Genomic DNA, 22909 nt, shown 5'->3' with positions numbered 1-22909 from the left:
AAGTGGGGGTGTAAAAAATGACAGTTAAAAGCGCTTATATCCATATACCATTCTGTGTAAGAATTTGTACATATTGCGATTTCAATAAATACTTCATTCATAAACAACCTGTAGATGAATATTTAACTGCACTAATTGAAGAAATGAAAACTAGCCAAAATAGGGAATTAGAAACTATGTATGTGGGCGGCGGCACGCCAACTGCATTAAGTGAAGCTCAACTTGAAAGATTACTTAAAGCTATTAACTCAATATTTAAAATAAACGGTGAGTATAGTTTTGAGGCTAATCCTGATGAACTTACATTTAATAAAGTTAAATTATTAAAAGAATACGGCGTTAATAGAATATCTATGGGTGTACAAACGTTTAAACCTGAATTATTAAAAATACTTGGTCGTACACATCAAAGTGAAGATATTTATAACGCAGTTAACAATGCAAGGAAAGCAGGAATTGACTCTATCAGTTTAGATTTGATGTATCATTTACCTTCACAAACTTTAGAAGATTTTGAGGATAGCTTAAATAGAGCACTTCAAATGGATATTGATCATATTTCAAGTTATGGCTTAATTCTGGAACCTAAAACACAATTTTATAATATGTACCGTAAAGGCAAACTGAAGCTACCTAATGAAGACTTAGGCGCAGAGATGTATCAATACCTAATGAAGAAATTAGAAGGAAGTCAATTTCATCAATATGAAATTTCTAATTTCGCTAAGCCAGGACACGAATCTGAGCATAATAAAGTATATTGGCTGAATGAAGAATATTATGGCTTTGGAGCTGGGGCAAGTGGATATGTGAACGATGAACGATATTCCAATTTAAATCCAGTTCAACATTATATTAATGCAATAAATAGTGGAAAACGTCCTATCTTAACAAGTAATTTTCCTACATTTAAAGAAAAGATGGAAGAAGAAATGTTTTTAGGTTTAAGAATGAATAAAGGGGTTAATAGAAAAACGTTTGAAAATAAATTTAATGTTTCTTTAAATGAAGTGTTTGGTCAAACAATAAATCAACTTAAAAACAATCAATTACTTAAAGAAAACAACGATTATATATCGTTAACTGAGAGAGGAAAAGTGATAGGAAACGAGGTTTTCGAGGCATTTTTATTAAATATATAATTTTTTACAAAAATCAGAGCTTTAACGTTGACTTACTTTGACCAATTTGATAAATTATAATTAGCACTTGAGAGAAAAGAGTGCTAATGAGGTGAAAACATGATTACTGAAAGGCAATTAAGCATTTTAAATGCAATTGTTGAAGATTATGTTGATTTAGGACAACCTATTGGTTCTAAGACCTTGATTGACAGACATCACTTAAATGTGAGCCCTGCTACGATTAGGAACGATATGAAACAATTGGAAGAATTAAACTTTTTAGAGAAGGCACATTCTTCATCAGGTCGTTCGCCATCAGAGAAGGGGTTTAGGTTATACGTCAATCAATTATTAAAACAAACATCTCATCATAAACAAAAGAAAGTTCAACGGTTAAATCAACTATTGATTGAGAATCACTACGATATTTCTTCAGCATTAAGTTATTTTGCAAACGAATTATCTATGAAATCTCAATATGCAACGTTAGTTGTTCGTCCTAATCACAATAAAGATATTATAAATAATATTCATTTAATACAGGCGAATCCGTCTATATTAATTATGGTTATTATTTATCATTCCGGCCATGTAGAACATTTGCAATTAAGTTCGAATATAAGTTTGAATAGTAATAGATTAACTGAAATAGCAAAATTTATTACTAATAACTATAGTCTTGAAGATACTCAATTAAATGAGAAAACTAAGTATTTTTCAAAGACTTTAGAAGAAGAACTTTTTGTAAATGATTTAATTACAATGCTTAATTCTCATTTACTCAAACAAAGTAATAGCATTTTTATGGGTGGAAAGGTTAAACTAATTGATGCATTGAATGAAACCAATGTTTCATCTATTCAACCAATTTTACAATATTTAGAATCTGAACGGATTACTGACTTACTAGAAGATATATCCACCTCAGGTATCAATGTAAAAATTGGTAAAGAAATTGATGATAGTCTGAGTGATATTTCTATTGTCACTAGTCAGTATCATTTTGATGATTCTTTAAAAGGACAAATTGCGGTTATCGGACCAACTGCGATGCATTATCAAAATGTGATTCAATTACTTAGCCAAATTTGGTAAGTCTAATTGTAATTATATTGGAGGGCATAACATGACAGAAAAAGATGAATCTGTAAAAAACACTACAGACTTTTCTGAAGAAAAAGAAAATCACAAAGAGGAACCAACAACAGTAGAAAACGGTGACTCAACTACTTCAGAAGATGATAATTTACAAAATAATGACGTTAGTGAAGAAAACTCTGAAGAAACATCAGTAGATCCTAAAGATGAAGAAATTCAGCAATTACAATTAAAAGCTAACGAAAACGAAGAAAAATATTTAAGATTATATGCAGAATTCGAAAACTACAAACGTCGAATTCAAAATGAAAATGAAACAAATAAAAAATATCAAGCGCAACGTGTCTTAACTGACATTTTGCCAACAATTGATAATATTGAACGCGCACTTCAAATTGAAGGCGAAGACGAATCATTCAAATCCTTACAAAAAGGTGTACAAATGGTTCATGAAAGCTTATTAAGAGCTTTAAAAGAAAATGGTCTTGAAGAAATCGAATCTGAAGGGCAAGAATTCGACCCTAACTTCCATCAAGCAGTAGTTCAAGATAATAATCCTGATTTCAAATCTGGAGAAATTACTCAAGAATTACAAAAAGGATACAAGTTAAAAGATAGAGTTTTAAGACCATCAATGGTTAAAGTAAATCAATAATTTTATTTGACGAAAACACCATTTATTACATTAAATTAATCAAATTGGAGGAATTTTATTATGAGTAAAGTAATCGGTATTGACTTAGGTACAACAAATTCATGTGTCTCTGTATTAGAAGGTGACGAACCTAAAGTAATCCAAAACCCTGAAGGTGCTAGAACTACACCATCAGTTGTAGCATTCAAAAATGGTGAAACTCAAGTAGGTGAAGTTGCTAAACGTCAAGCAATCACTAACCCTAATACTGTACAATCTATCAAACGTCATATGGGTACAGACTACAAAGTTGACATTGAAGGTAAATCTTATACTCCTCAAGAAATTTCAGCTATGATTTTACAAAACTTAAAAAATACAGCTGAAAGCTATTTAGGAGATAAAGTAGAAAAAGCAGTAATTACTGTTCCTGCATACTTCAATGATGCTGAACGTCAAGCTACTAAAGATGCTGGTAAAATTGCTGGTTTAGAAGTTGAACGTATTATCAACGAACCAACAGCTGCTGCATTAGCTTATGGTTTAGATAAAACTGATCAAGATCAAAAAGTATTAGTATTCGACTTAGGTGGCGGTACTTTTGACGTATCTATCCTTGAATTAGGCGATGGCGTATTCGAAGTTCTTTCTACTGCAGGTGACAACAAACTTGGTGGGGATGACTTTGACCAAGTAATCATTGATTACTTAGTATCTGAATTCAAAAAAGAAAATGGCGTAGATTTATCACAAGATAAAATGGCTTTACAACGTCTTAAAGACGCAGCTGAAAAAGCTAAAAAAGATTTATCTGGTGTATCTCAAACTCAAATCTCATTACCATTTATTTCAGCAGGTGAAAATGGTCCATTACACTTAGAAATTAGCTTAACTCGTTCTAAATTTGAAGAATTAGCTGATTCACTAATTAAACGCACAATGGAACCAACTCGCCAAGCTCTTAAAGACGCTGGTTTATCTACTTCAGAAATCGATGAAGTTATCTTAGTTGGTGGTTCAACTCGTATCCCAGCTGTACAAGAAGCAGTTAAAAAAGAAATCGGTAAAGAACCTCATAAAGGTGTAAACCCAGATGAAGTAGTAGCTATGGGTGCAGCTATCCAAGGTGGCGTTATCACTGGTGACGTTAAAGACGTAGTATTATTAGACGTTACACCATTATCACTTGGTATTGAAATCATGGGTGGACGTATGAATACGTTAATCGAACGTAATACAACTATCCCAACTTCTAAATCACAAGTTTACTCAACAGCTGCTGATAATCAACCAGCAGTAGACATTCACGTATTACAAGGTGAACGTCCAATGGCGTCTGACAACAAAACATTAGGTAGATTCCAATTAACTGATATTCCACCAGCTCCACGTGGTGTACCTCAAATCGAAGTAACATTCGACATCGACAAAAACGGTATCGTAAATGTAACTGCTAAAGACTTAGGTACTAATAAAGAGCAAAATATTACAATTCAATCAAGCTCAGCTTTATCTGACGAAGAAATCGATCGTATGGTTAAAGATGCGGAAGAAAATGCTGAAGCTGACAAAAAACGCCGTGAAGAAGTAGACTTAAGAAACGATGCTGATAGCTTAGTATTCCAAGTTGAAAAAACAATCTCAGATTTAGGCGAAAACATAAGTGAAGAAGATAAATCAAATGCTGAAAGCAAAAAAGATGCATTAAAATCAGCACTTGAAGGTCAAGATTTAGATGAAATTAAAGCTAAAAAAGAAGACCTTGAAAAAGTAATCCAAGAATTATCTGCTAAAGTTTACCAACAAGCACAACAAGCTCAACAACAAGCTCAAGGCGGTGCAGAACAACAATCAGGTAATGATAGCAACGTTGAAGATGCTGAGTTTAAAGAAGTAAATGACGATGAAGATAAAAAATAATAGCTATCGTTTATAAAGTTTGCTAAATTCAGTAAACTACCATAAATGTCAGCCAAAAAGTCAAAGTCAATTGAACATTGGCTTTGGCTTTTTCTGTTATAATTAAAATATTTGAATACACGTTGAACGATAAAAGGAGAGATAACAGTGGCTAAAAGAGATTACTATGAAGTTTTAGGTGTAAGTAAGGATGCCTCTAAAGATGAAATAAAAAAAGCTTATCGTAAATTATCAAAAAAATATCACCCAGATATCAATAAAGAAGAAGGCGCTGATGAGAAGTTTAAAGAAATTTCTGAAGCGTATGAAGTTTTAAGTGATGATAATAAAAGAGCTAACTACGATCAATTCGGTCATAGTGGCCCTCAAGGTGGCTTTGGCAGCCAAGGCTTCGGTGGTCAAGACTTCGGCGGCTTTAGTGGCGGAGGATTTGAAGATATCTTTAGTTCCTTCTTTGGTGGATCACGTCAACGAGATCCTAATGCGCCACGTAAAGGTGATGACTTACAATATACAATGACTCTTGATTTCGAAGAGGCTGTATTTGGTACTAAAAAAGAAATATCTATTAGAAAAGACGTTACATGTCATACTTGTAATGGTGATGGGGCTAAACCTGGAACTAATAAGAAAACATGTAGTTACTGTAACGGAGCTGGCCATGTTTCAGTAGAACAAAATACTATTTTAGGTCGAGTAAGAACTGAACAAACATGTCCTAAATGTGAGGGTTCAGGTCAAGAATTCGAAGAACCATGTCCAACTTGTCACGGTAAAGGTACTGAAAATAAAACAGTTAAATTAGAAGTAACTGTCCCAGAAGGTGTAGATAACGATCAACAAATTCGTTTAGCTGGTGAAGGTGCACCAGGCGAAAATGGTGGACCACATGGTGACTTATATATAGTATTCCGTGTTAGACCTTCAGATAAATTTGAACGTGACGGCGATGATTTATTCTACAAATTAAATGTTAGTTTCCCTCAAGCTTCATTAGGAGATGAAATTAAAATTCCTACACTAAATGGAAATGTAATGCTTACCATCCCTGCTGGTACACAAACTGGTAAACAATTCCGTTTAAAAGATAAAGGTGTAAAAAATGTTCATGGTTACGGTCATGGTGATTTATTTGTTAATATTAAGGTAGTTACACCGACTAAGTTAACTGATAGACAAAAAGAATTAATGAGAGAATTTGCGGAGATTAGTGGTGAAAGTATAGAAGAACAACCATCTAATTTTAAAGATAAAGCAAAAAATACAGCACGTAAATTCTTTAGAGGGGAATAAATAATGAACTGGACAGAACTTTCAGTTGTAGTTAGTCATGACGTTGAATATTTAGTTACAGATATTTTAGAGAACTATGGGTCGAATGGCGTAGTAATAGAAGATTCTGATGACTTAATTAATCAACCAGCCGATAAGTTCGGTGAAATCTACGAACTAAAAAAAGAAGATTATCCTGAATATGGTGTAAGATTAAAAGCTTATTTTAATGAAATTAAATACACTCAAGATTTAAAAGACAAGATTTATAATGACATTTTAGCTCTTGAAGATATCGATAAAGATTCAGTTCTTTTTTCTGAAAAAACGATAGCTGAAGTAGATTGGGCGAATGAGTGGAAAAACTATTTCCATCCTTTCAGAGCTTCAGAAAGATTTACTATTGTACCTAGTTGGGAACAATATAATAAGGAATCAAATGATGAATTATGTATTGAATTAGATCCTGGAATGGCGTTTGGTACAGGCGATCATCCAACTACAAGCATGTGCTTAAAAGCGATTGAAACATATGTATCTCCATCTAATTCAGTGATAGATGTGGGTACAGGTTCTGGTATTTTAAGTATTGCTAGTCATCTTATTGGTGTTAAAAGAATCAAAGCACTAGATATCGATGAAATGGCTGTCAATGTAGCTAAAGAAAACTTTAAGAAAAACCATTGTGAAGATGCAATTGAAGCTGTTCCAGGCAACTTATTACAAGATGAAACTGAAAAATTTGATATTGTAATTGCAAATATTTTAGCTCACATTATTGATGAAATGATTGAAGATGCTTATAATACTCTAAATGAAGAAGGTTATTTTATTACTTCGGGTATTATTGAGGAAAAACATGAAGACATTTTGTCTCATATGAAGCGTGTAGGTTTCAATATAGTATCAATCAATCATGACAACGGTTGGGTTTGTATCGTTGGCCAGAAAGTGAGTGACTAAGTTGCAAAGGTACTTTATTAATCAAAACGCTGATGAAAATCAGCGTTTTTTTATTACGAGTAAAGAAGATATTCATCATATTACAAATGTAATGAGAAATGTTGTTGGAGATAAGATTATTATTACTTTCAACGATAAAAAAGTTTATACAACTCAAATCAGTAATATTGAACCAGATCAAATCGAAATTGAGTTATTAGAACAACAAGATATTAATACTGAATTGCCTGTGAATGTGACAATTTGTAGTGGTCTTATTAAAGCAGATAAATATGAATGGCTATTACAAAAAAGTACTGAGATGGGTGCTTCAAACTTTATAGCGGTTGGAATGGATAGATCTGTTGTAAAATTGCAAGCAAATAAAGTTCAAAAGAAATTAGATCGTTGGCAAAAAATTATTAAAGAAGCTGCTGAACAAAGTTATCGTTTAGTCATCCCAGATATAAAATTCAAGTCGAATTTAAACGAAATTTATGATACTATTAGTCATTATGACTATATTTTATTAGCATATGAAGATGAAGCAAAACGTGGGGAAGTTAGTCTTTTTAAAGAACAATTAAAACAATTTAGGACTAATGATCGCATTTTATTTATATTTGGACCTGAAGGTGGCTTTTCAGAGAAAGAAATTTCTAAATTTAGTGAAGTAGCAACCACTGTAGGTTTAGGACCAAGAATTTTACGGGCTGAAACTGCGCCACTATATGCATTAAGTGCTATAAGTTTCGAAAAAGAATTAATGGGGTGAATAATATGTCAACAGTAGCGTTTCACACTTTAGGTTGTAAAGTGAATCACTATGAAACCGAAGCAATTTGGCAACTATTTAAAGAAGCAGATTACGATAGAGTCGATTTTGAAACAAATGCGGATGTGTTCGTAATCAATACTTGTACTGTAACAAATACAGGAGATAAAAAGAGTAGACAAATAATTAGAAGAGCAATTCGTCAAAATCCTGAGGCTGTTGTATGCGTCACAGGTTGTTATGCGCAAACATCATCTGCAGAAATTATGGAAATTCCAGGTGTAGATGTAGTAGTAGGTACGCAAGATCGTCATAAGTTACTTGAATATATTGATCAATTCCGTGAAGAACGTCAACCTATTAACGGTGTTGGAAATATTATGAAGAACCGTACATACGAAGAATTAGATGTGCCATATTTCACAGATAGAACAAGAGCTTCTCTAAAAATTCAAGAAGGCTGTAACAATTTCTGTACATTCTGTATTATTCCATGGGCACGTGGTTTAATGCGTTCTCGTGATCCTGAAAAAGTGGTTGAACAAGCAACTCAACTAGTAAATGCTGGTTACAAAGAAATTGTACTTACAGGTATTCATACTGGTGGTTACGGTCAAGACTTAAAAAATTACAATTTAGCGCAATTGTTAAGAGACTTAGAAGAAATCGATGGTTTAGAACGTATTCGTATTTCTTCAATTGAAGCTAGTCAATTAACTGACGAAGTAATTGGCGTATTGAAACAAAGTAATAAAGTGGTAAGACATTTACATGTACCACTTCAATCTGGTTCAGATACAGTCTTAAAACGTATGAGACGTAAATATACAATGGAACACTTCTCTGAAAGATTAACGAAGTTACATGATGCTCTTCCAGATTTAGCTGTAACAAGTGATGTTATCGTTGGTTTCCCTGGAGAAACAGAAGAAGAATTCCAAGAAACATATGATTTTATTGTTAAACATAAATTCTCTGAACTTCACGTCTTCCCATATTCACCAAGAATTGGTACACCTGCAGCACGTATGGATAATCAAATCGATGAAAGTATTAAAAACGAGCGTGTGCATAAATTAATCGCTTTAAGTGATCAACTTGCAAAAGAGTATGCATCTAAATTCGAAGATGAAGTCTTAGAAGTTATTCCAGAAGAAACTGGAGAAACTGAAGGTACTTTAGTTGGTTATGCTGATAATTATATGAAAGTGGAATTTGAAGGCGATGAATCATTAATTGGCGAAATTGTTAAAGTTAAAATAAATAAAGCTGATTATCCAATTAACCTTGGTAGTGCTATTAGAGTAGTAGATCACGCTACTAATAAATCAGAAGATGCTGTACTATTATAATTTTTAAAAATTATAAAGATTTGCAATTGACCATAATTATTTCATATATTATACTAATGAAAGCATAGTTAATTTGCTATGCGATGAATGACTTTAAAGTTCCGTTGATATTTGGAGGGAGGGAAATACAGATGTCTAAAACAGTAGTACGTAAAAACGAATCACTTGAAGATGCATTACGTCGATTCAAACGTTCAGTATCTAAAAGTGGTACTATCCAAGAAGTACGTAAACGTGAATTTTACGAAAAACCAAGCGTAAAACGTAAAAAGAAATCAGAAGCTGCACGTAAACGTAAATTCAAATAATTAATAGCTCTGTTGACTCCCTCAACACGAATGTTAATTATATATATGCTCTCGATTAGTCTTTGCTAATCGGGAGTTTTTTTATTCTTATAGTTATAGGCTAGCACTATAATATATAAATATATTCATGTATAATCATAGACGAGAGCGAGGTGAAATTGTGGCTTATTCTAACGTAATACATATAGGTTTTAATTCGGCTTTATCTAATAATGCTTGGATGGAAGATTTATCTAACACATTGACTCATCCAATTATCTCTTTAATATTAACTTGTATCATTTTTCTAGGCTTTTTATACCAACTTTATTCTAAAAGATTTAATCTAGCGGGGGTCATTGCATCTCTAGCATTATTAATTTTATTTTTAGGCTTTCTTATTAGTGGAGATGTTAACTTAATCTCCGTATTGCTATTTTTCATAGGTACGATATTAGTAATTATAGAGTTATTCGTGGTAGGTGCCATTATTGGGATTATAGGTATTACATTAATAGTGTTAAGTATTATAATGCTTGGCGACAATATTTTGCTTATGCTACTAAACGTAGTAATTGCCTTAATCTTATCTATCATTGAGTGGGTGATATTAGTGAAAATACTTAAGAGAAAAATTCCATTTTTAGATAAAGTTGTATTAAAAGACTCCACATCTGCTGAAGCAGGTTATAGATCTCACGATGACCGTTCTCACTTAGTTGGACAAACAGCCCGTACCGTTACAGATTTACGACCAGCAGGAATTATCACTGTTAATAATGAAAGAATTGATGCTGTGTCTGACGGCTCTTTTATTCTTAGAAATAAAGAAGTTAAAATCCTTGAAGTGGAAGGTACGAGAGTTGTTGTAAGAGAATTAGAACATTTATAAAGGAGCGATTTAATGTTTAGTATTGGACTTATCATCATTGTTGTCATCATTATAGTAGCCTTATTATTGCTATTTTCATTTGTGCCAATCGGACTTTGGATATCTGCAATTGCAGCTGGTGTAAAAGTAGGAATCGGAACACTTGTAGGTATGCGATTACGTCGTGTATCTCCTCGTAAAGTAATTGGACCACTTATTAAGGCACATAAAGCTGGATTAAATTTAACTACAAACCAATTAGAGTCTCACTACCTTGCAGGTGGTAACGTTGATAGAGTCGTTGATGCAAATATCGCTGCGCAACGTGCTGATATTAATTTACCATTTGAACGAGGTGCAGCCATCGACTTAGCTGGTCGTGATGTATTAGAAGCCGTTCAAATGTCTGTTAATCCTAAAGTAATTGAAACACCATTTATTACTGGGGTAGCTATGAATGGGATTGAAGTTAAAGCCAAAGCTCGAATTACAGTACGTGCAAATATTTCACGCTTAGTCGGTGGTGCTGGAGAAGAAACAATTATTGCACGTGTTGGCGAAGGTATCGTTTCAACAATTGGTTCAAGTGAGCACCATACTCAAGTCCTTGAGAACCCAGACAACATTTCTAAAACTGTATTAAGTAAAGGATTAGATTCAGGTACTGCATTTGAAATTCTTTCTATTGATATCGCTGACGTAGATATCGGTAAAAATATCGGAGCTGACTTACAAACTGAACAAGCACTTGCAGATAAAAATATTGCCCAAGCTAAAGCCGAAGAACGTCGTGCTATGGCAGTAGCATCTGAACAAGAAATGAAAGCAAGAGTTCAAGAAATGCGTGCTAAAGTAGTAGAAGCTGAATCAGAAGTACCTCTAGCTATGGCAGAAGCTTTACGTAAAGGTAATATTGGCGTTAAAGATTATTATAATTTGAAAAACGTAGAAGCAGATACAGGCATGAGAAACGCAATTAACAAACGTACTGAACAAAACGAAGACGAATCACCGAAGTAATTATTAAGGGGTGATTAAATGAATATAGGTATTCTCATATTTGTGATATCTGTTATTATCTCAATTATAAGTGCTGTGCGTGATAAAAGTCATGAAGAGCGTCGTAATCAACTTCCCCCTCAAAGAAAAGGCGGGGGACCTACTCAAAAGCCCGAACGTAAAAAAGGTTTTTTCGAACAACTAGAAGAAGCTTTTAATGAATTTGAAGAGAGCTTGTCTGATGAATCAAATGAACCTAAGCGCTCTGATACATCTCGAAAAAGTTCACGAGACAATCAGAAAAAGGTTTATCATGATAATCAACTTGAAAAAGAAATTTATAAAGAACAACAACCAGAAGAAATTGAACGCACACAAAGACAATCTCGTCGCAAAGTTGAAATGCAACAAGCTGAACAACAAAAAAATGAAAATCCAGGTCGACGTGCTAATGAGGAACGTCAAAAATTACAAGAAAAATTAGAACAAGAATTAGCTGATAGTTTGTTCAATGTCCGTTCTGAAATTGATCGAGAAAAAGAAAAACAACTGTCTCGAATCGAAAGTAAAGCACGTGCTATTATTGAAGATAAAAATTTATCTGAACGAACAAAACGTTATCGACTAAAACAATTGCTTAATAGTAGGTCTATTGAACAAGATATGACTCATCAAAGTTTGCAATTTGATAAAGATCAAATAGTTAATGGGCTGATTTGGCAAGAAATACTGGAAAAACCTAAGCAATTGTAATTAACGTTCAACTTCACTAGAGCAGAACTATGAAATCTCTGAAACTAACATTGATTTCTGTTCTGCTCTTTTTTTATTTTTGTAGTGCAGATAAATAATTAAAAAGATAAAATGCACATATTAAAGTTCATCATATTATTAATACTAAAATTAAGTAATATTCTACCATGAACAAAGCCTATTACATTTGTATCCTTTAACATTGTTTAGTAAAATTTATATGAAAGATAGTATTACTGTAAGTAACTATTTAGAAATTCGTTAAGTTTTATAATACATTTTAAAAGACAATTAGCGTTATAATTAATATTATCAATTTAAATTACTAAACATATTGTATTTGTGAAAAGGAGCGCTTTTATGCCAGGAATAATTCAAATAGACGATATTAATCATTCTCAAGCTTTAATAGGTAATAATGATGAACATTTAAAAGCTATTGAGGAAGCGTTTGATGTCGTGATACATGCTCGTGGACAAGAAATTGCAGTAAAAGGTCAGGTATTAGAGCATGTTGAAAAAGCAGAATTAGTTCTAAAAAATTTATTAAAAGTAATTGAATTGGGAAACTCAATTACACTTAAAGATGTTGAAGCTGCTATTAAAATGGCACAAAATGATACAATTCAACACTTACTAGATTTATATGATGAAGAAATTACTAAAGATGCATTCGGTAAGACGATTCGTGCCAAAACAATGGGTCAAAGATTATATATCAACGCAATGAAACGTAATGACTTAGTATTTGGTATCGGTCCAGCAGGTACAGGTAAAACCTTTTTAGCAGTTGTTTATGCAGCTAAACAATTAAGAAAAGGTAATGTTAAACGTATTGTGCTAACACGACCTGCAGTTGAAGCTGGAGAATCTTTAGGCTTCTTACCAGGCGATTTAAAAGAAAAAGTTGATCCTTATTTAAGACCTTTATATGATGGTTTAAATACTGTGCTAGGAAGAGAACAAACTGCTCGTTTCATTGAGCGCGGCACAATAGAAATTGCGCCTTTAGCATACATGCGTGGACGAACATTAGATGATGCGTTTGTCATTCTCGATGAAGCTCAAAACACTACTCACGCTCAAATGAAGATGTTCTTAACTCGATTAGGCTTCGGTTCAAAAATGGTTGTCACAGGCGACCAGACGCAAATCGACTTGCCAAAAGGCGTCAAAAGTGGGTTAAAAGAAGCAGTTAAAAAACTACATGGTGTGAAGGGCATTAATATTATGCAATTAGATCAAAGTGATGTAGTAAGACATCCATTAGTAAGTAAAATTATTGATCGATACGAAGGAGACCTTTAAATGTTTACAATTGATTTCAATGATCACACTGGACTTGTCAAAGAGGATTGGTATCAACAAATTGATGACTTACTCAATTTTGCAAAAGATCAAGAAAATATCCAAGAAGAAGCTGAACTTTCAGTTACTTTTGTAGATAAAGATGAAATCCAAAATATTAACAAAACTTATCGTGATAAAGATAAAGTTACAGATGTAATTTCATTTGCACTTGAAGAAGATGAACCTGAAATTTCAGGTATGGACATTCCACGTGTATTAGGTGACATTATTATTTGTACTGATGTTGCTCAAGAACAAGCTGATAGTTATGGACATTCGTTTGAACGTGAACTTGGTTTCTTAGCATTACACGGATTTTTACATTTATTAGGTTATGATCACATGAATGAAGAAGATGAAAAAGAAATGTTTGGCCGTCAAGATACAATATTAAATGCATATGGATTGACTAGATATTAATAAATTTATAAATAGATTTAAATACACTTTTGATGGTTTTAAAACGCTTCTTATTAAAGATCATAATTACTTATTGCACATGATTGTTGCGCTTATTGTAATCGTTTTAGGATTCGTATTTCATTTAAACCGGTTTGAATGGATGTTTATTATACTAGCAATCGTTTTAGTACTTACTTTAGAAGCAGTTAATACTGCAATTGAGTGCGTGGTCGATTTAGTAACAATGGATTATCATGAGCTTGCTAAACAAGCGAAAGATATTGCAGCATTCAGTGTGATGTTAGTTTCTATCTTCGCATTGATTATTGGATTAATTATTTTTATTCCACATATTTTTTAAGTGGAAAAGGGGATGAGGTAAATGAGTTATCAATCGCATTATTTTCAAGAAGCAAGAGAAGCACAAAAACGTGCATATGCACCATATAGTAAATTCAAAGTCGGAGCCTATTTAAAAGCGAAAGATGGTCGCACATTTTATGGCGCTAATGTGGAAAATGCAGCATATCCTTCAACTATTTGTGCCGAAAGATCAAGCCTAGTCGCAGCAATTGCAGAAGGCTATAGACCAGGGGATTTTGAATCTATCACTGTCACGGTTGATGCAGACAAACCTTCATCACCATGTGGCACTTGCAGACAAGTATTAAAAGAATTGTGTGATGATGATATGCCAGTTTATATGACAAATCACAAAGGAGAATTATTAGAGTCAACGGTAGCAGAATTATTACCTCATGGCTTCTCAGGAAAGGATTTAGAATAAATGACAGAACATAAGTCAGGATTTGTTTCTATTATAGGAAGACCGAATGTTGGTAAATCAACATTTATGAACAGAGTAATTGGACATAAAATTGCAATCATGTCCGATAAAGCCCAAACAACTCGTAATAAAATTCAAGGTGTCATGACAAGAGATGACGCACAAATCATCTTTTTAGATACACCAGGCATCCATAAACCTAAGCATAAATTAGGTGATTACATGATGCGTGTTGCTAAAAATACGCTTTCAGAAATTGATGCTATTATGTTCATGGTAAATGTTAATGAAGAAATTGGACGCGGCGATGAATACATTATGGAAATGCTAAAAAACGTGAAAACGCCAGTATTTTTAGTACTAAATAAAATAGATTTAGTCCATCCAGATGCGTTAATGCCAAGAATCGAGCAGTACAAGGAATATATGGATTTTACAGAAATCGTGCCAATTTCAGCGCTAGAAGGGTTAAACGTTGATCATTTCATTGATGTTTTAAAAACTTACTTACCTGAAGGGCCAAAGTATTATCCAGATGATCAAATTTCTGACCACCCAGAACAATTTGTAGTAAGTGAGATCATTCGTGAAAAAATCTTGCACCTAACTAGTGAAGAAATTCCACATGCTATTGGTGTAAATGTAGATAGAATGATTAAAGAAAGCGAAGACCGTGTTAGGGTTGAAGCGACAATTTATGTAGAACGTGATTCTCAAAAAGGAATTGTAATAGGTAAAGGTGGTAAAAAACTCAAGGAAGTCGGTAAACGCGCTCGACAAGATATTGAGATGTTACTTGGCTCTAAAGTATATTTAGAACTTTGGGTTAAAGTTCAAAAAGATTGGCGTAATAAAGTTAATTTCATTCGTCAAATGGGTTATATTGAAGACCAAGATTAAAATAAGTAAGATTTGAGGCCGGTGAAAAAAATGCTCGAAAGACAAAAAGGGATTATTATTAAATCAGTTGACTATGGTGAATCTGATAAAATTATCACTATTTTAAATGAATATGGTGCTAAAATTCCTTTAATGGTTAGACGTGCTAAAAAATCAAGAACTGGCCTACAAGCCCATACGCAATTATTTGTGTATGGCTTATTTATTTATAATAAATGGCGTGGCATGGGGACGTTATCTTCAATTGATGTTATTAACCAATATTATGATTTACGTTTAGATATTTTTAATAGTAGTTACGCCACACTTTGTGCTGAAACAATTGATCGTTCGATGGAGCAAGATGAGGTATCGCCATATCATTATCAATTATTGCATTTTGTATTAGAAAAAATAGCCAAAGGTGATTCTGCTCAATTAATGTCAATCATAGTGTTATTAAAATGTATGAGTCGATTCGGTTTCACAGCTTTCTTCGACCATTCAGCAATTTCTGGAGATACAGACCAATCTCAACTCGTGGCATATAGCTTTAGATTTGATGGCACAATTACTGAAAAAGAACTGCCACAAGATCCTCATGCTTTGCGTATTTCAAATAAAACATTTTATTTATTAGATATTCTTCAAAAATTACCAATCAATAAAATGAATCATTTCAATATTAATCAAGATATTTTAGATGAAATGTCAGACTTACTTATTATGCTATATAGAGAATACGCAGGTATGTATTTCAAAAGTCAAAAACTTATTAATCAATTAAAACGACTTAATGAATAGCAAAAACCTAAAAAACCCACTTAAACAATCGTCATGTTAAAGTGGGTTCTAATTTTAGTTATTAAAATGCGACTTTTTCAGCTAAGAATGTTTCTAATTCTGAAATAGGCATACGTACTTGTTCCATAGAATCTCTGTCGCGAACAGTTACTTGGTTATCTTCTAATGAATCGAAATCGAACGTGATACAGTATGGTGTACCGATTTCATCTTGACGACGGTAACGTTTACCAATTGATTGAGATTCATCAAAATCAACTGAGAATTTAGTGCTTAGTTGCTCGAAGATTTTAATTGCTTCTTCTGATAATTTTTTACTTAATGGTAACACTGCAGCTTTATATGGTGCTAAAGCAGGGTGGAAGTGCATCACTGTACGTGCATCTTTACTTCCTTCTACACCTTCTTCTTCATATGCATCACATAAGAAAGCTAATGTAACACGGTCAGCACCTAATGATGGTTCAATACAGTATGGAACGTATTTTTCATTAGTTTCAGGATCATGATATTTGAAGTCTTCACCTGAATGTTCACTATGTTTTTTCAAGTCAAAGTCTGTACGACTTGCGATACCCCAAAGTTCGCCCCAACCAAATGGGAAACGATACTCGATATCTGTTGTTGCATTTGAATAGTGAGATAATTCTTCTTCATCATGGTCACGTAAACGCATATTTTCTTCGTTAATATTTAAGTCTTTTAACCATTGGCTAGCGAATGTTTTCCAATAATTTTGCCACTCGATTTCTTCACCAGGTTTACAGAAGAATTCTAATTCCATTTGTTCAAATTCTCTTGTTCTGAAAATGAAGTTACCTGGAGTGATTTCGTTACGGAAAGATTTACCAATTTGACCAATACCAAATGGTAATTTTTTACGCATAGAACGTTGTACATTTTTGTAGTTTACAAAAATACCTTGTGCAGTTTCTGGACGTAAGAAAATTTCGTTAGTAGAATCTTCAGTTACACCTTGGAAAGTTTTGAACATTAAATTGAATTGACGAATATCAGTCCAATTTGCTGTACCACTAACAGGGCAAACAATACCTTCGTCGTCGATAATTTTCTTCATTTCATCGAAGCTTAAGCCATCAGCAATAAAGTTTTCATCGCCTTTTTCTTTTTGCATGTAGTCTTCGATTAATTTATCTGCACGGTAACGAATTTTACTGTCTTTGTTATCAATCATAGGGTCATTAAAGTTACCTAAGTGACCAGATGCTTCCCAAGTTTTAGGATTCATTAAGATAGCAGCGTCAATACCAACGTTAAATGGTGATTGCGTAATGAATTTTTGCCACCAAGCTTTTTTAACATTATTTTTTAATTCAACACCTAATGGACCGTAATCCCAAGTGTTTGATAAACCACCATAAATATCACTACCAGGGAATACGAATCCTCTGTGTTTCGCTAATGATACGATAGTATCCATATCTTTAACCATATAATCTCTCCTTTTTGAATAAAAAATGCCCCAAGACAATAAATAAATGTAGAGTCACATTTATTATTATCTTGGGACGAGTTAATTGATTTATCTATATAAAAATAATATAGTTTAAACTAATTTTAACCCGCGGTTCCACCCAATTTAGTGTAGACACTCGCTTTTATGAATTTAATGATTAGGCCAAGTTATGTTGTTAAGCTCACACCGTCCTTAACTCGCTTAATATTAGTTTAATTCATTGATGATTTATAAGCAAGGATTTGTATGCATTTGTAGGAGAATAAATAAATGGGTATAATAGAAATGAATTTAAAAGGGGTGAAGACCTATAGAACTGAGTAAACGTCAAGAACAGATAATCGAAATTGTTAAAACTGGTGGCCCAATCACTGGAGAGCATATCGCTGAAAAATTACAACTTACTCGTGCTACTTTACGACCTGACTTAGCTATCCTTACAATGTCAGGTTTCCTTGAAGCTAGACCACGTGTTGGTTATTATTATTCTGGTAAATCAAAAAATAAAATTTTGAGTGATCAATTACGCCAATATATTGTTAAAGATTATATGTCACCGCCTGTCATTGTGAAAGAAGACATGAGCATTTATGATGCTATTTGTACAATTTTTCTTGAAGATACAGGAACATTATTTATTACTAACGATAATAATGATTTTATAGGTGTTTGTTCAAGAAAGGACTTATTACGCGCATCTATGATTGGTGAAGATATTCATACAATGCCTGTAGGCGTTAATATGTCTAGAATGCCTAATCTTACTTTTTTAGAGGAACACGAATTAGTCATATATGCAGCAGATCAAATGATTGAAAAAGAAATCGATTCTATCCCAATTGTTAGAAAAAAAGAAAATAATAAGTATCAAGTAGTAGGTCGTATTTCTAAAACAACAATAGCGAAATTATTCGTATCATTATTTAAAGAATAGGTGGTATAACGATGGAAGATATAAAGATTATCATCGCATCCGACTCGATTGGAGAAACTGCAGAACTTGTAGCAAGAGCATGCGTTTCTCAATTTAATCCCAAAGAGTGTAAACATGAGTTTTTAAGATATCCATATATTGAGACCTTTGAAAATATCGATGAGGTTATACAAGTTGCGATTGATCAAAATGCTATTATAGTTTATACACTTGTTAAACCAGAGATGAAAGATTACATGGAAGAAAAAATCGAAAATCATCAACTTAAATCTGTAGATATTATGGGGCCATTAATGGGACTATTAAAAGACTCATTTAATGATAATCCATATAATCAACCCGGCAGAGTGCATCGATTAGATGACGCTTACTTTAAAAAAATTGATGCCATTGAGTTTGCGGTTAAATATGATGATGGTAAAGATCCTAAAGGTCTACCTAAAGCAGATATCGTATTAATAGGTGTTTCAAGAACATCTAAAACGCCTTTATCTCAATACTTAGCACATAAAAGTTATAAAGTAATGAATGTACCAATTGTACCGGAAGTTACACCACCAGAAGCTCTATTCGAGATAGATCCTTCTAAATGCATTGCACTTCGTATTAGTGAAGATAAACTAAATCGAATTCGTAAACAACGATTAAAACAGCTAGGTCTTAGCGATTTAGCTAGATATGCAAATGAAAAACGTATTAAAGAAGAAATTGAATTTTTTGAAGAAATTGTTGAACGAATTGGATGCCCGGTGATTGATGTATCTGATAAAGCAATTGAAGAAACTGCAAACGATGTGCTTCATATTATTGAACAACAAGCAAAATAATTTTAAATTTTAAGCGATAAAGGTATAATATTATGACTAATATTTAATAGGTGATTTATTTTGCGAATTGAACAGTCAGTTATTAATGAAATAAAAGAAAAAACAGATATACTAGATTTAGTTAGTGAATATGTGAAATTAGAAAAGAGAGGACGCAATTATATTGGTTTGTGTCCTTTTCATGATGAAAAAACGCCATCTTTTACAGTTTCAGAAGATAAACAAATCTGTCATTGCTTTGGTTGTAAAAAGGGTGGTAATGTCTTTCAATTTACTCAAGAAATTAAAGACATTTCGTTTGTTGAAGCAGTTAAAGAACTAGGAGAGCGTGTTAATATAAAAGTTGATGTTGGAAATACTAGTCAACAAACTACACAAATTGCTTCAGATGATTTAAGTATGATTGAAATGCATGAAAGCATTCAAGAATACTATATGTATGCCTTAATGAAGACGGTTGAGGGTGAAGAGGCACTTAACTACTTAATGGACCGAGGATTTACTGAAGAACTTATTAAATCACGTGGTATTGGTTATGCGCCAAATAACTCACATTTTTGTCATGATTTCCTTGAGAAAAAGGGCTATGATATTGAACTGGCTTATGAAGCAGGTTTGTTATCACGAAATGAAGAAAACTTCAGTTATTACGATCGTTTTAGAGACCGTATTATGTTTCCATTAATGAACGCTCAAGGTAGAATTGTCGGCTATTCTGGTCGTACTTATAATAATCAAGAACCTAAATATTTAAATAGCCCTGAGACACCCATTTTTCAAAAAAGAAGATTACTCTATAATCTTGATAAAGCTAGAAAGTCTATTCGTAAAAATGACGAAGTGATATTACTTGAAGGATTCATGGATGTTATCAAAGCTGATTATTCTGGGCTTAAAACAGTAGTGGCAAGTATGGGGACTGCTTTATCTGATGAGCATATTACTGTTCTTAAAAAGCTCACTTCTAATATTACACTTATGTTTGATGGGGACTTTGCTGGTCAAGAGGCTACACTAAAAACTGGACAAACATTGCTACAACAAGGTTTGAATGTATTTGTTGTTCAGTTACCTAAAAATATGGACCCAGATGAATATATAACAAAGTACGGAAAAGAGAAGTTTATAGAATTTGTTAATAATGAGAAAAAGTCATTTATTTTATTTAAAGTTAATAGTCATAAAGATGAAATTAATAATAATGACTTAGCTTATGAACGCTATCTTAAAGAAGTGACGCAAGATATAGCAATGATGCACTCATCAATCCTACAAAAGAAAGTGGTCCAAGATGTAGCTGATGTATTTAATGTTGATCCGACTACATTAAATAATGATGTTAATTATCAACAACAATATATACCGAATGATGTCTATTACCCATCCGATTATGACTATAATTATAATGATAATCATGCACCTAATATTTCGACTATTTTCACTCATCTAAATAAGCAAGAAAAAGCTCAGCGCGCTTTGCTCAAACATTTTATGAATGATAAAGATATCTTTTTAAATTATCATAGAGAACTTGAAGATGAAGATTTCTCTAATAAATATTTTCAAAGTATTTTTCAACTTTTAAAAGAGTATTACGCTGAAAACGATAAATATACGATTAGTGATATCATCTTGTATATCGATGATAATGATGTACGAGAAGCTGTGATTACCTTAGACAATTATGAATTAAATAATGAACCTTATGATAACGAGATTGATGATTATATTAAAAGTATAAATGAACACAAATATGAAGATTCAATAGAAGAATTAAATCATAAATTGCGTGAAGCATCACGCATTGGCGATGTTGAAATGCAAAAATATTATTTAGGGCTTATCGTTAATAAAAATAAACAGAGAATGTAAGAAGAATCTTTTACTAGTCTTTTATATTTAAATATTTTAATATAGTATTTCTATTTAATAACCGTTATTGTATAATGGTTATTATGCGCTTTTAATGGGTAAATATGTACCATAAATTAAATGAGAATCAACTTTATCTAATTAAATTTATTTCACAATATATTATTTTGAATTACTACATGTTAAAATTATTGTGAATTTTTATTTATATTTTTTCTATTATATTGAATTATTATAGAAATTAACCCTTAATTGAAAGTTTATATTAAAATTGGGAGGCCTTTTCATGTCTGATAACCAAGTTAAAATTAAAAAACAAACAATTGATCCGACATTGACATTAGAAGATGTCAAAAAACAATTAATTGATAAAGGTAAAAAGGAAGGTCATCTTAGCCATGAAGAAATTGCTGAGAAGCTGCAAAATTTCGACATGGATTCAGATCAAATGGATGATTTCTTTGACCAATTAAATGATAATGATATCAGTTTAGTCAACGAAAAAGATAGTTCAGATACGGATGAGAAATTAAATCCGAATGATTTAAGTGCCCCTCCAGGTGTTAAAATTAATGACCCAGTAAGAATGTATCTAAAAGAAATTGGACGCGTAAATCTTCTAAGTGCTCAAGAAGAAATCGAATTAGCTAAACGTATTGAACAAGGTGATGAAGTGGCTAAATCACGCCTTGCAGAAGCAAACTTACGTTTAGTTGTAAGTATTGCTAAAAGATATGTTGGTCGTGGCATGTTATTCTTAGATTTAATTCAAGAAGGTAACATGGGGCTTATTAAAGCAGTTGAAAAATTCGATTTTAGCAAAGGATTTAAGTTCTCAACATACGCTACATGGTGGATTAGACAAGCAATTACACGTGCAATTGCTGACCAAGCACGTACGATTCGTATCCCAGTGCATATGGTAGAAACAATTAATAAATTAATCCGTGTTCAAAGACAATTATTACAAGATTTAGGACGTGATCCAGCTCCTGAAGAAATTGGGGAAGAAATGGATTTACCTCCTGAAAAAGTTCGTGAAATTCTTAAAATCGCTCAAGAACCAGTGTCACTTGAAACACCAATTGGTGAAGAGGACGATAGTCACTTAGGAGACTTTATCGAAGATCAAGAAGCTCAAAGTCCTTCTGATCACGCAGCATACGAATTGTTAAAAGAGCAACTTGAAGATGTATTAGATACGTTAACTGATCGTGAAGAAAACGTGCTACGCTTAAGATTTGGTTTAGATGATGGAAGAACGCGTACATTAGAAGAAGTAGGAAAAGTGTTTGGCGTTACAAGAGAACGTATTCGTCAAATTGAAGCTAAAGCGCTTAGAAAACTTAGACATCCAAGTCGTAGTAAACGTCTTAAAGATTTCATGGACTAATCATCTCATTTAAAATTTGAATCAAATGATTTTAAAGATGAAAGAGCATTGATAAATCTAAATATGACTCGGATATGAAAATTGGGGGCTGGGATAAAATTAAGTATCTCAGCCTTAGTTATTATGTAGGCAGTAGCTGACTGATTTAAATATGCGC

The 22909-nt window shown here is 32.7% G+C and carries 23 protein-coding genes; 22 read left to right on the top strand and 1 reads right to left on the bottom strand.

The genetic code is table 11. From position 1 onward, the window contains the following. The first annotated feature begins 17 nt into the window (after positions 1-17). The 18 genes from hemW to recO all read left to right on the top strand — a co-directional run bounded on the left by hemW (position 18) and on the right by recO (position 16249). On the top strand, positions 18-1142 hold the full coding sequence (hemW, locus tag E2558_RS04485; protein WP_126567000.1) for a radical SAM family heme chaperone HemW: 1125 nt from the start codon (positions 18-20) through the stop codon (positions 1140-1142). Positions 1143-1241: 99 nt separating this feature from the next. Then, the gene (hrcA, locus tag E2558_RS04480) at positions 1242-2219 is read left to right on the top strand and encodes a heat-inducible transcriptional repressor HrcA (protein ID WP_126566999.1); all 978 of its coding nucleotides are present in this window, start codon (positions 1242-1244) and stop codon (positions 2217-2219) included. A gap of 31 nt (positions 2220-2250) precedes the next feature. Continuing rightward, positions 2251-2877 carry a nucleotide exchange factor GrpE gene (gene grpE, locus E2558_RS04475; RefSeq protein ID WP_126566998.1) on the top strand — a complete coding sequence of 209 codons (627 nt, stop codon included), beginning with the start codon at positions 2251-2253 and terminating at the stop codon, positions 2875-2877. 60 nt (positions 2878-2937) lie between these two features. Beyond that, positions 2938-4776, top strand: coding sequence for a molecular chaperone DnaK (dnaK, locus tag E2558_RS04470; protein ID WP_126566997.1), 1839 nt, complete (start codon positions 2938-2940; stop codon positions 4774-4776). Between the two features lie 147 nt (positions 4777-4923). Then, positions 4924-6069, top strand: a complete 1146-nt coding sequence (gene dnaJ, locus E2558_RS04465; protein WP_126566996.1) for a molecular chaperone DnaJ — start codon at positions 4924-4926, stop codon at positions 6067-6069. A gap of 3 nt (positions 6070-6072) precedes the next feature. After that, entirely contained in the window at positions 6073-7011 is a 939-nt protein-coding gene (prmA, locus tag E2558_RS04460; protein ID WP_126566995.1) for a 50S ribosomal protein L11 methyltransferase, read from the top strand. Position 7012: 1 nt separating this feature from the next. Then, the gene (locus tag E2558_RS04455; protein WP_126566994.1) at positions 7013-7765 is read left to right on the top strand and encodes a 16S rRNA (uracil(1498)-N(3))-methyltransferase; all 753 of its coding nucleotides are present in this window, start codon (positions 7013-7015) and stop codon (positions 7763-7765) included. Between the two features lie 5 nt (positions 7766-7770). Next, complete coding sequence (mtaB, locus tag E2558_RS04450; RefSeq protein WP_126566993.1) at positions 7771-9117, top strand: tRNA (N(6)-L-threonylcarbamoyladenosine(37)-C(2))-methylthiotransferase MtaB; 1347 nt, start codon at positions 7771-7773, stop codon at positions 9115-9117. A gap of 131 nt (positions 9118-9248) precedes the next feature. Further along, positions 9249-9425, top strand: coding sequence for a 30S ribosomal protein S21 (gene rpsU, locus E2558_RS04445; protein ID WP_000048060.1), 177 nt, complete (start codon positions 9249-9251; stop codon positions 9423-9425). A 220-nt stretch (positions 9426-9645) separates the two neighbouring features. After that, complete coding sequence (locus E2558_RS04440) at positions 9646-10296, top strand: NfeD family protein (protein WP_371869269.1); 651 nt, start codon at positions 9646-9648, stop codon at positions 10294-10296. A gap of 12 nt (positions 10297-10308) precedes the next feature. After that, positions 10309-11295, top strand: coding sequence for a flotillin-like protein FloA (floA, locus tag E2558_RS04435; protein WP_126566991.1), 987 nt, complete (start codon positions 10309-10311; stop codon positions 11293-11295). Between the two features lie 18 nt (positions 11296-11313). Continuing rightward, the gene (locus E2558_RS04430) at positions 11314-12027 is read left to right on the top strand and encodes a hypothetical protein (RefSeq protein ID WP_126566990.1); all 714 of its coding nucleotides are present in this window, start codon (positions 11314-11316) and stop codon (positions 12025-12027) included. Positions 12028-12387: 360 nt separating this feature from the next. Next, positions 12388-13335 (top strand): PhoH family protein, encoded by a 948-nt coding sequence (locus tag E2558_RS04425; protein ID WP_126566989.1) that lies wholly within the window; start codon positions 12388-12390, stop codon positions 13333-13335. Next, positions 13336-13797, top strand: coding sequence for an rRNA maturation RNase YbeY (gene ybeY / locus E2558_RS04420; protein ID WP_126566988.1), 462 nt, complete (start codon positions 13336-13338; stop codon positions 13795-13797). It begins immediately after the preceding gene. 7 nt (positions 13798-13804) lie between these two features. Next, the gene (locus tag E2558_RS04415; protein WP_126566987.1) at positions 13805-14140 is read left to right on the top strand and encodes a diacylglycerol kinase family protein; all 336 of its coding nucleotides are present in this window, start codon (positions 13805-13807) and stop codon (positions 14138-14140) included. 21 nt (positions 14141-14161) lie between these two features. Next, complete coding sequence (gene cdd / locus E2558_RS04410) at positions 14162-14566, top strand: cytidine deaminase (RefSeq protein WP_126566986.1); 405 nt, start codon at positions 14162-14164, stop codon at positions 14564-14566. After that, positions 14567-15466 (top strand): GTPase Era, encoded by a 900-nt coding sequence (gene era, locus E2558_RS04405; protein WP_103299126.1) that lies wholly within the window; start codon positions 14567-14569, stop codon positions 15464-15466. A gap of 30 nt (positions 15467-15496) precedes the next feature. Further along, entirely contained in the window at positions 15497-16249 is a 753-nt protein-coding gene (gene recO, locus E2558_RS04400) for a DNA repair protein RecO (protein WP_126566985.1), read from the top strand. Between the two features lie 61 nt (positions 16250-16310). Here recO and E2558_RS04395 read toward each other — a convergent pair whose 3' ends face one another. Beyond that, entirely contained in the window at positions 16311-17702 is a 1392-nt protein-coding gene (locus E2558_RS04395) for a glycine--tRNA ligase (RefSeq protein ID WP_126566984.1), read from the bottom strand. 334 nt (positions 17703-18036) lie between these two features. Here E2558_RS04395 and ccpN point away from each other — a divergent pair, with 334 nt between their 5' ends. The 4 genes from ccpN (at position 18037) to rpoD (ending at position 22752) form a co-directional block, all read left to right on the top strand. After that, positions 18037-18660, top strand: a complete 624-nt coding sequence (gene ccpN, locus E2558_RS04390) for a transcriptional regulator CcpN (RefSeq protein WP_126566983.1) — start codon at positions 18037-18039, stop codon at positions 18658-18660. 11 nt (positions 18661-18671) lie between these two features. After that, positions 18672-19487: a pyruvate, water dikinase regulatory protein gene (locus E2558_RS04385; protein ID WP_126566982.1), complete on the top strand. Its 816-nt coding sequence runs from the start codon at positions 18672-18674 to the stop codon at positions 19485-19487. Between the two features lie 60 nt (positions 19488-19547). Beyond that, positions 19548-21359, top strand: coding sequence for a DNA primase (gene dnaG / locus E2558_RS04380; RefSeq protein ID WP_126566981.1), 1812 nt, complete (start codon positions 19548-19550; stop codon positions 21357-21359). 286 nt (positions 21360-21645) lie between these two features. Continuing rightward, the gene (rpoD, locus tag E2558_RS04375; protein ID WP_103298679.1) at positions 21646-22752 is read left to right on the top strand and encodes an RNA polymerase sigma factor RpoD; all 1107 of its coding nucleotides are present in this window, start codon (positions 21646-21648) and stop codon (positions 22750-22752) included. The last annotated feature ends 157 nt before the right edge of the window (positions 22753-22909 follow it).

Origin of the sequence: Staphylococcus pragensis, assembly GCF_004785665.1 — a bacterium.
GTDB lineage: Bacteria > Bacillota > Bacilli > Staphylococcales > Staphylococcaceae > Staphylococcus > Staphylococcus pragensis.
The sequence above is the reverse complement of the archived record's forward strand: the minus strand, read 5'-3'. Positions and strand labels throughout refer to the sequence as shown.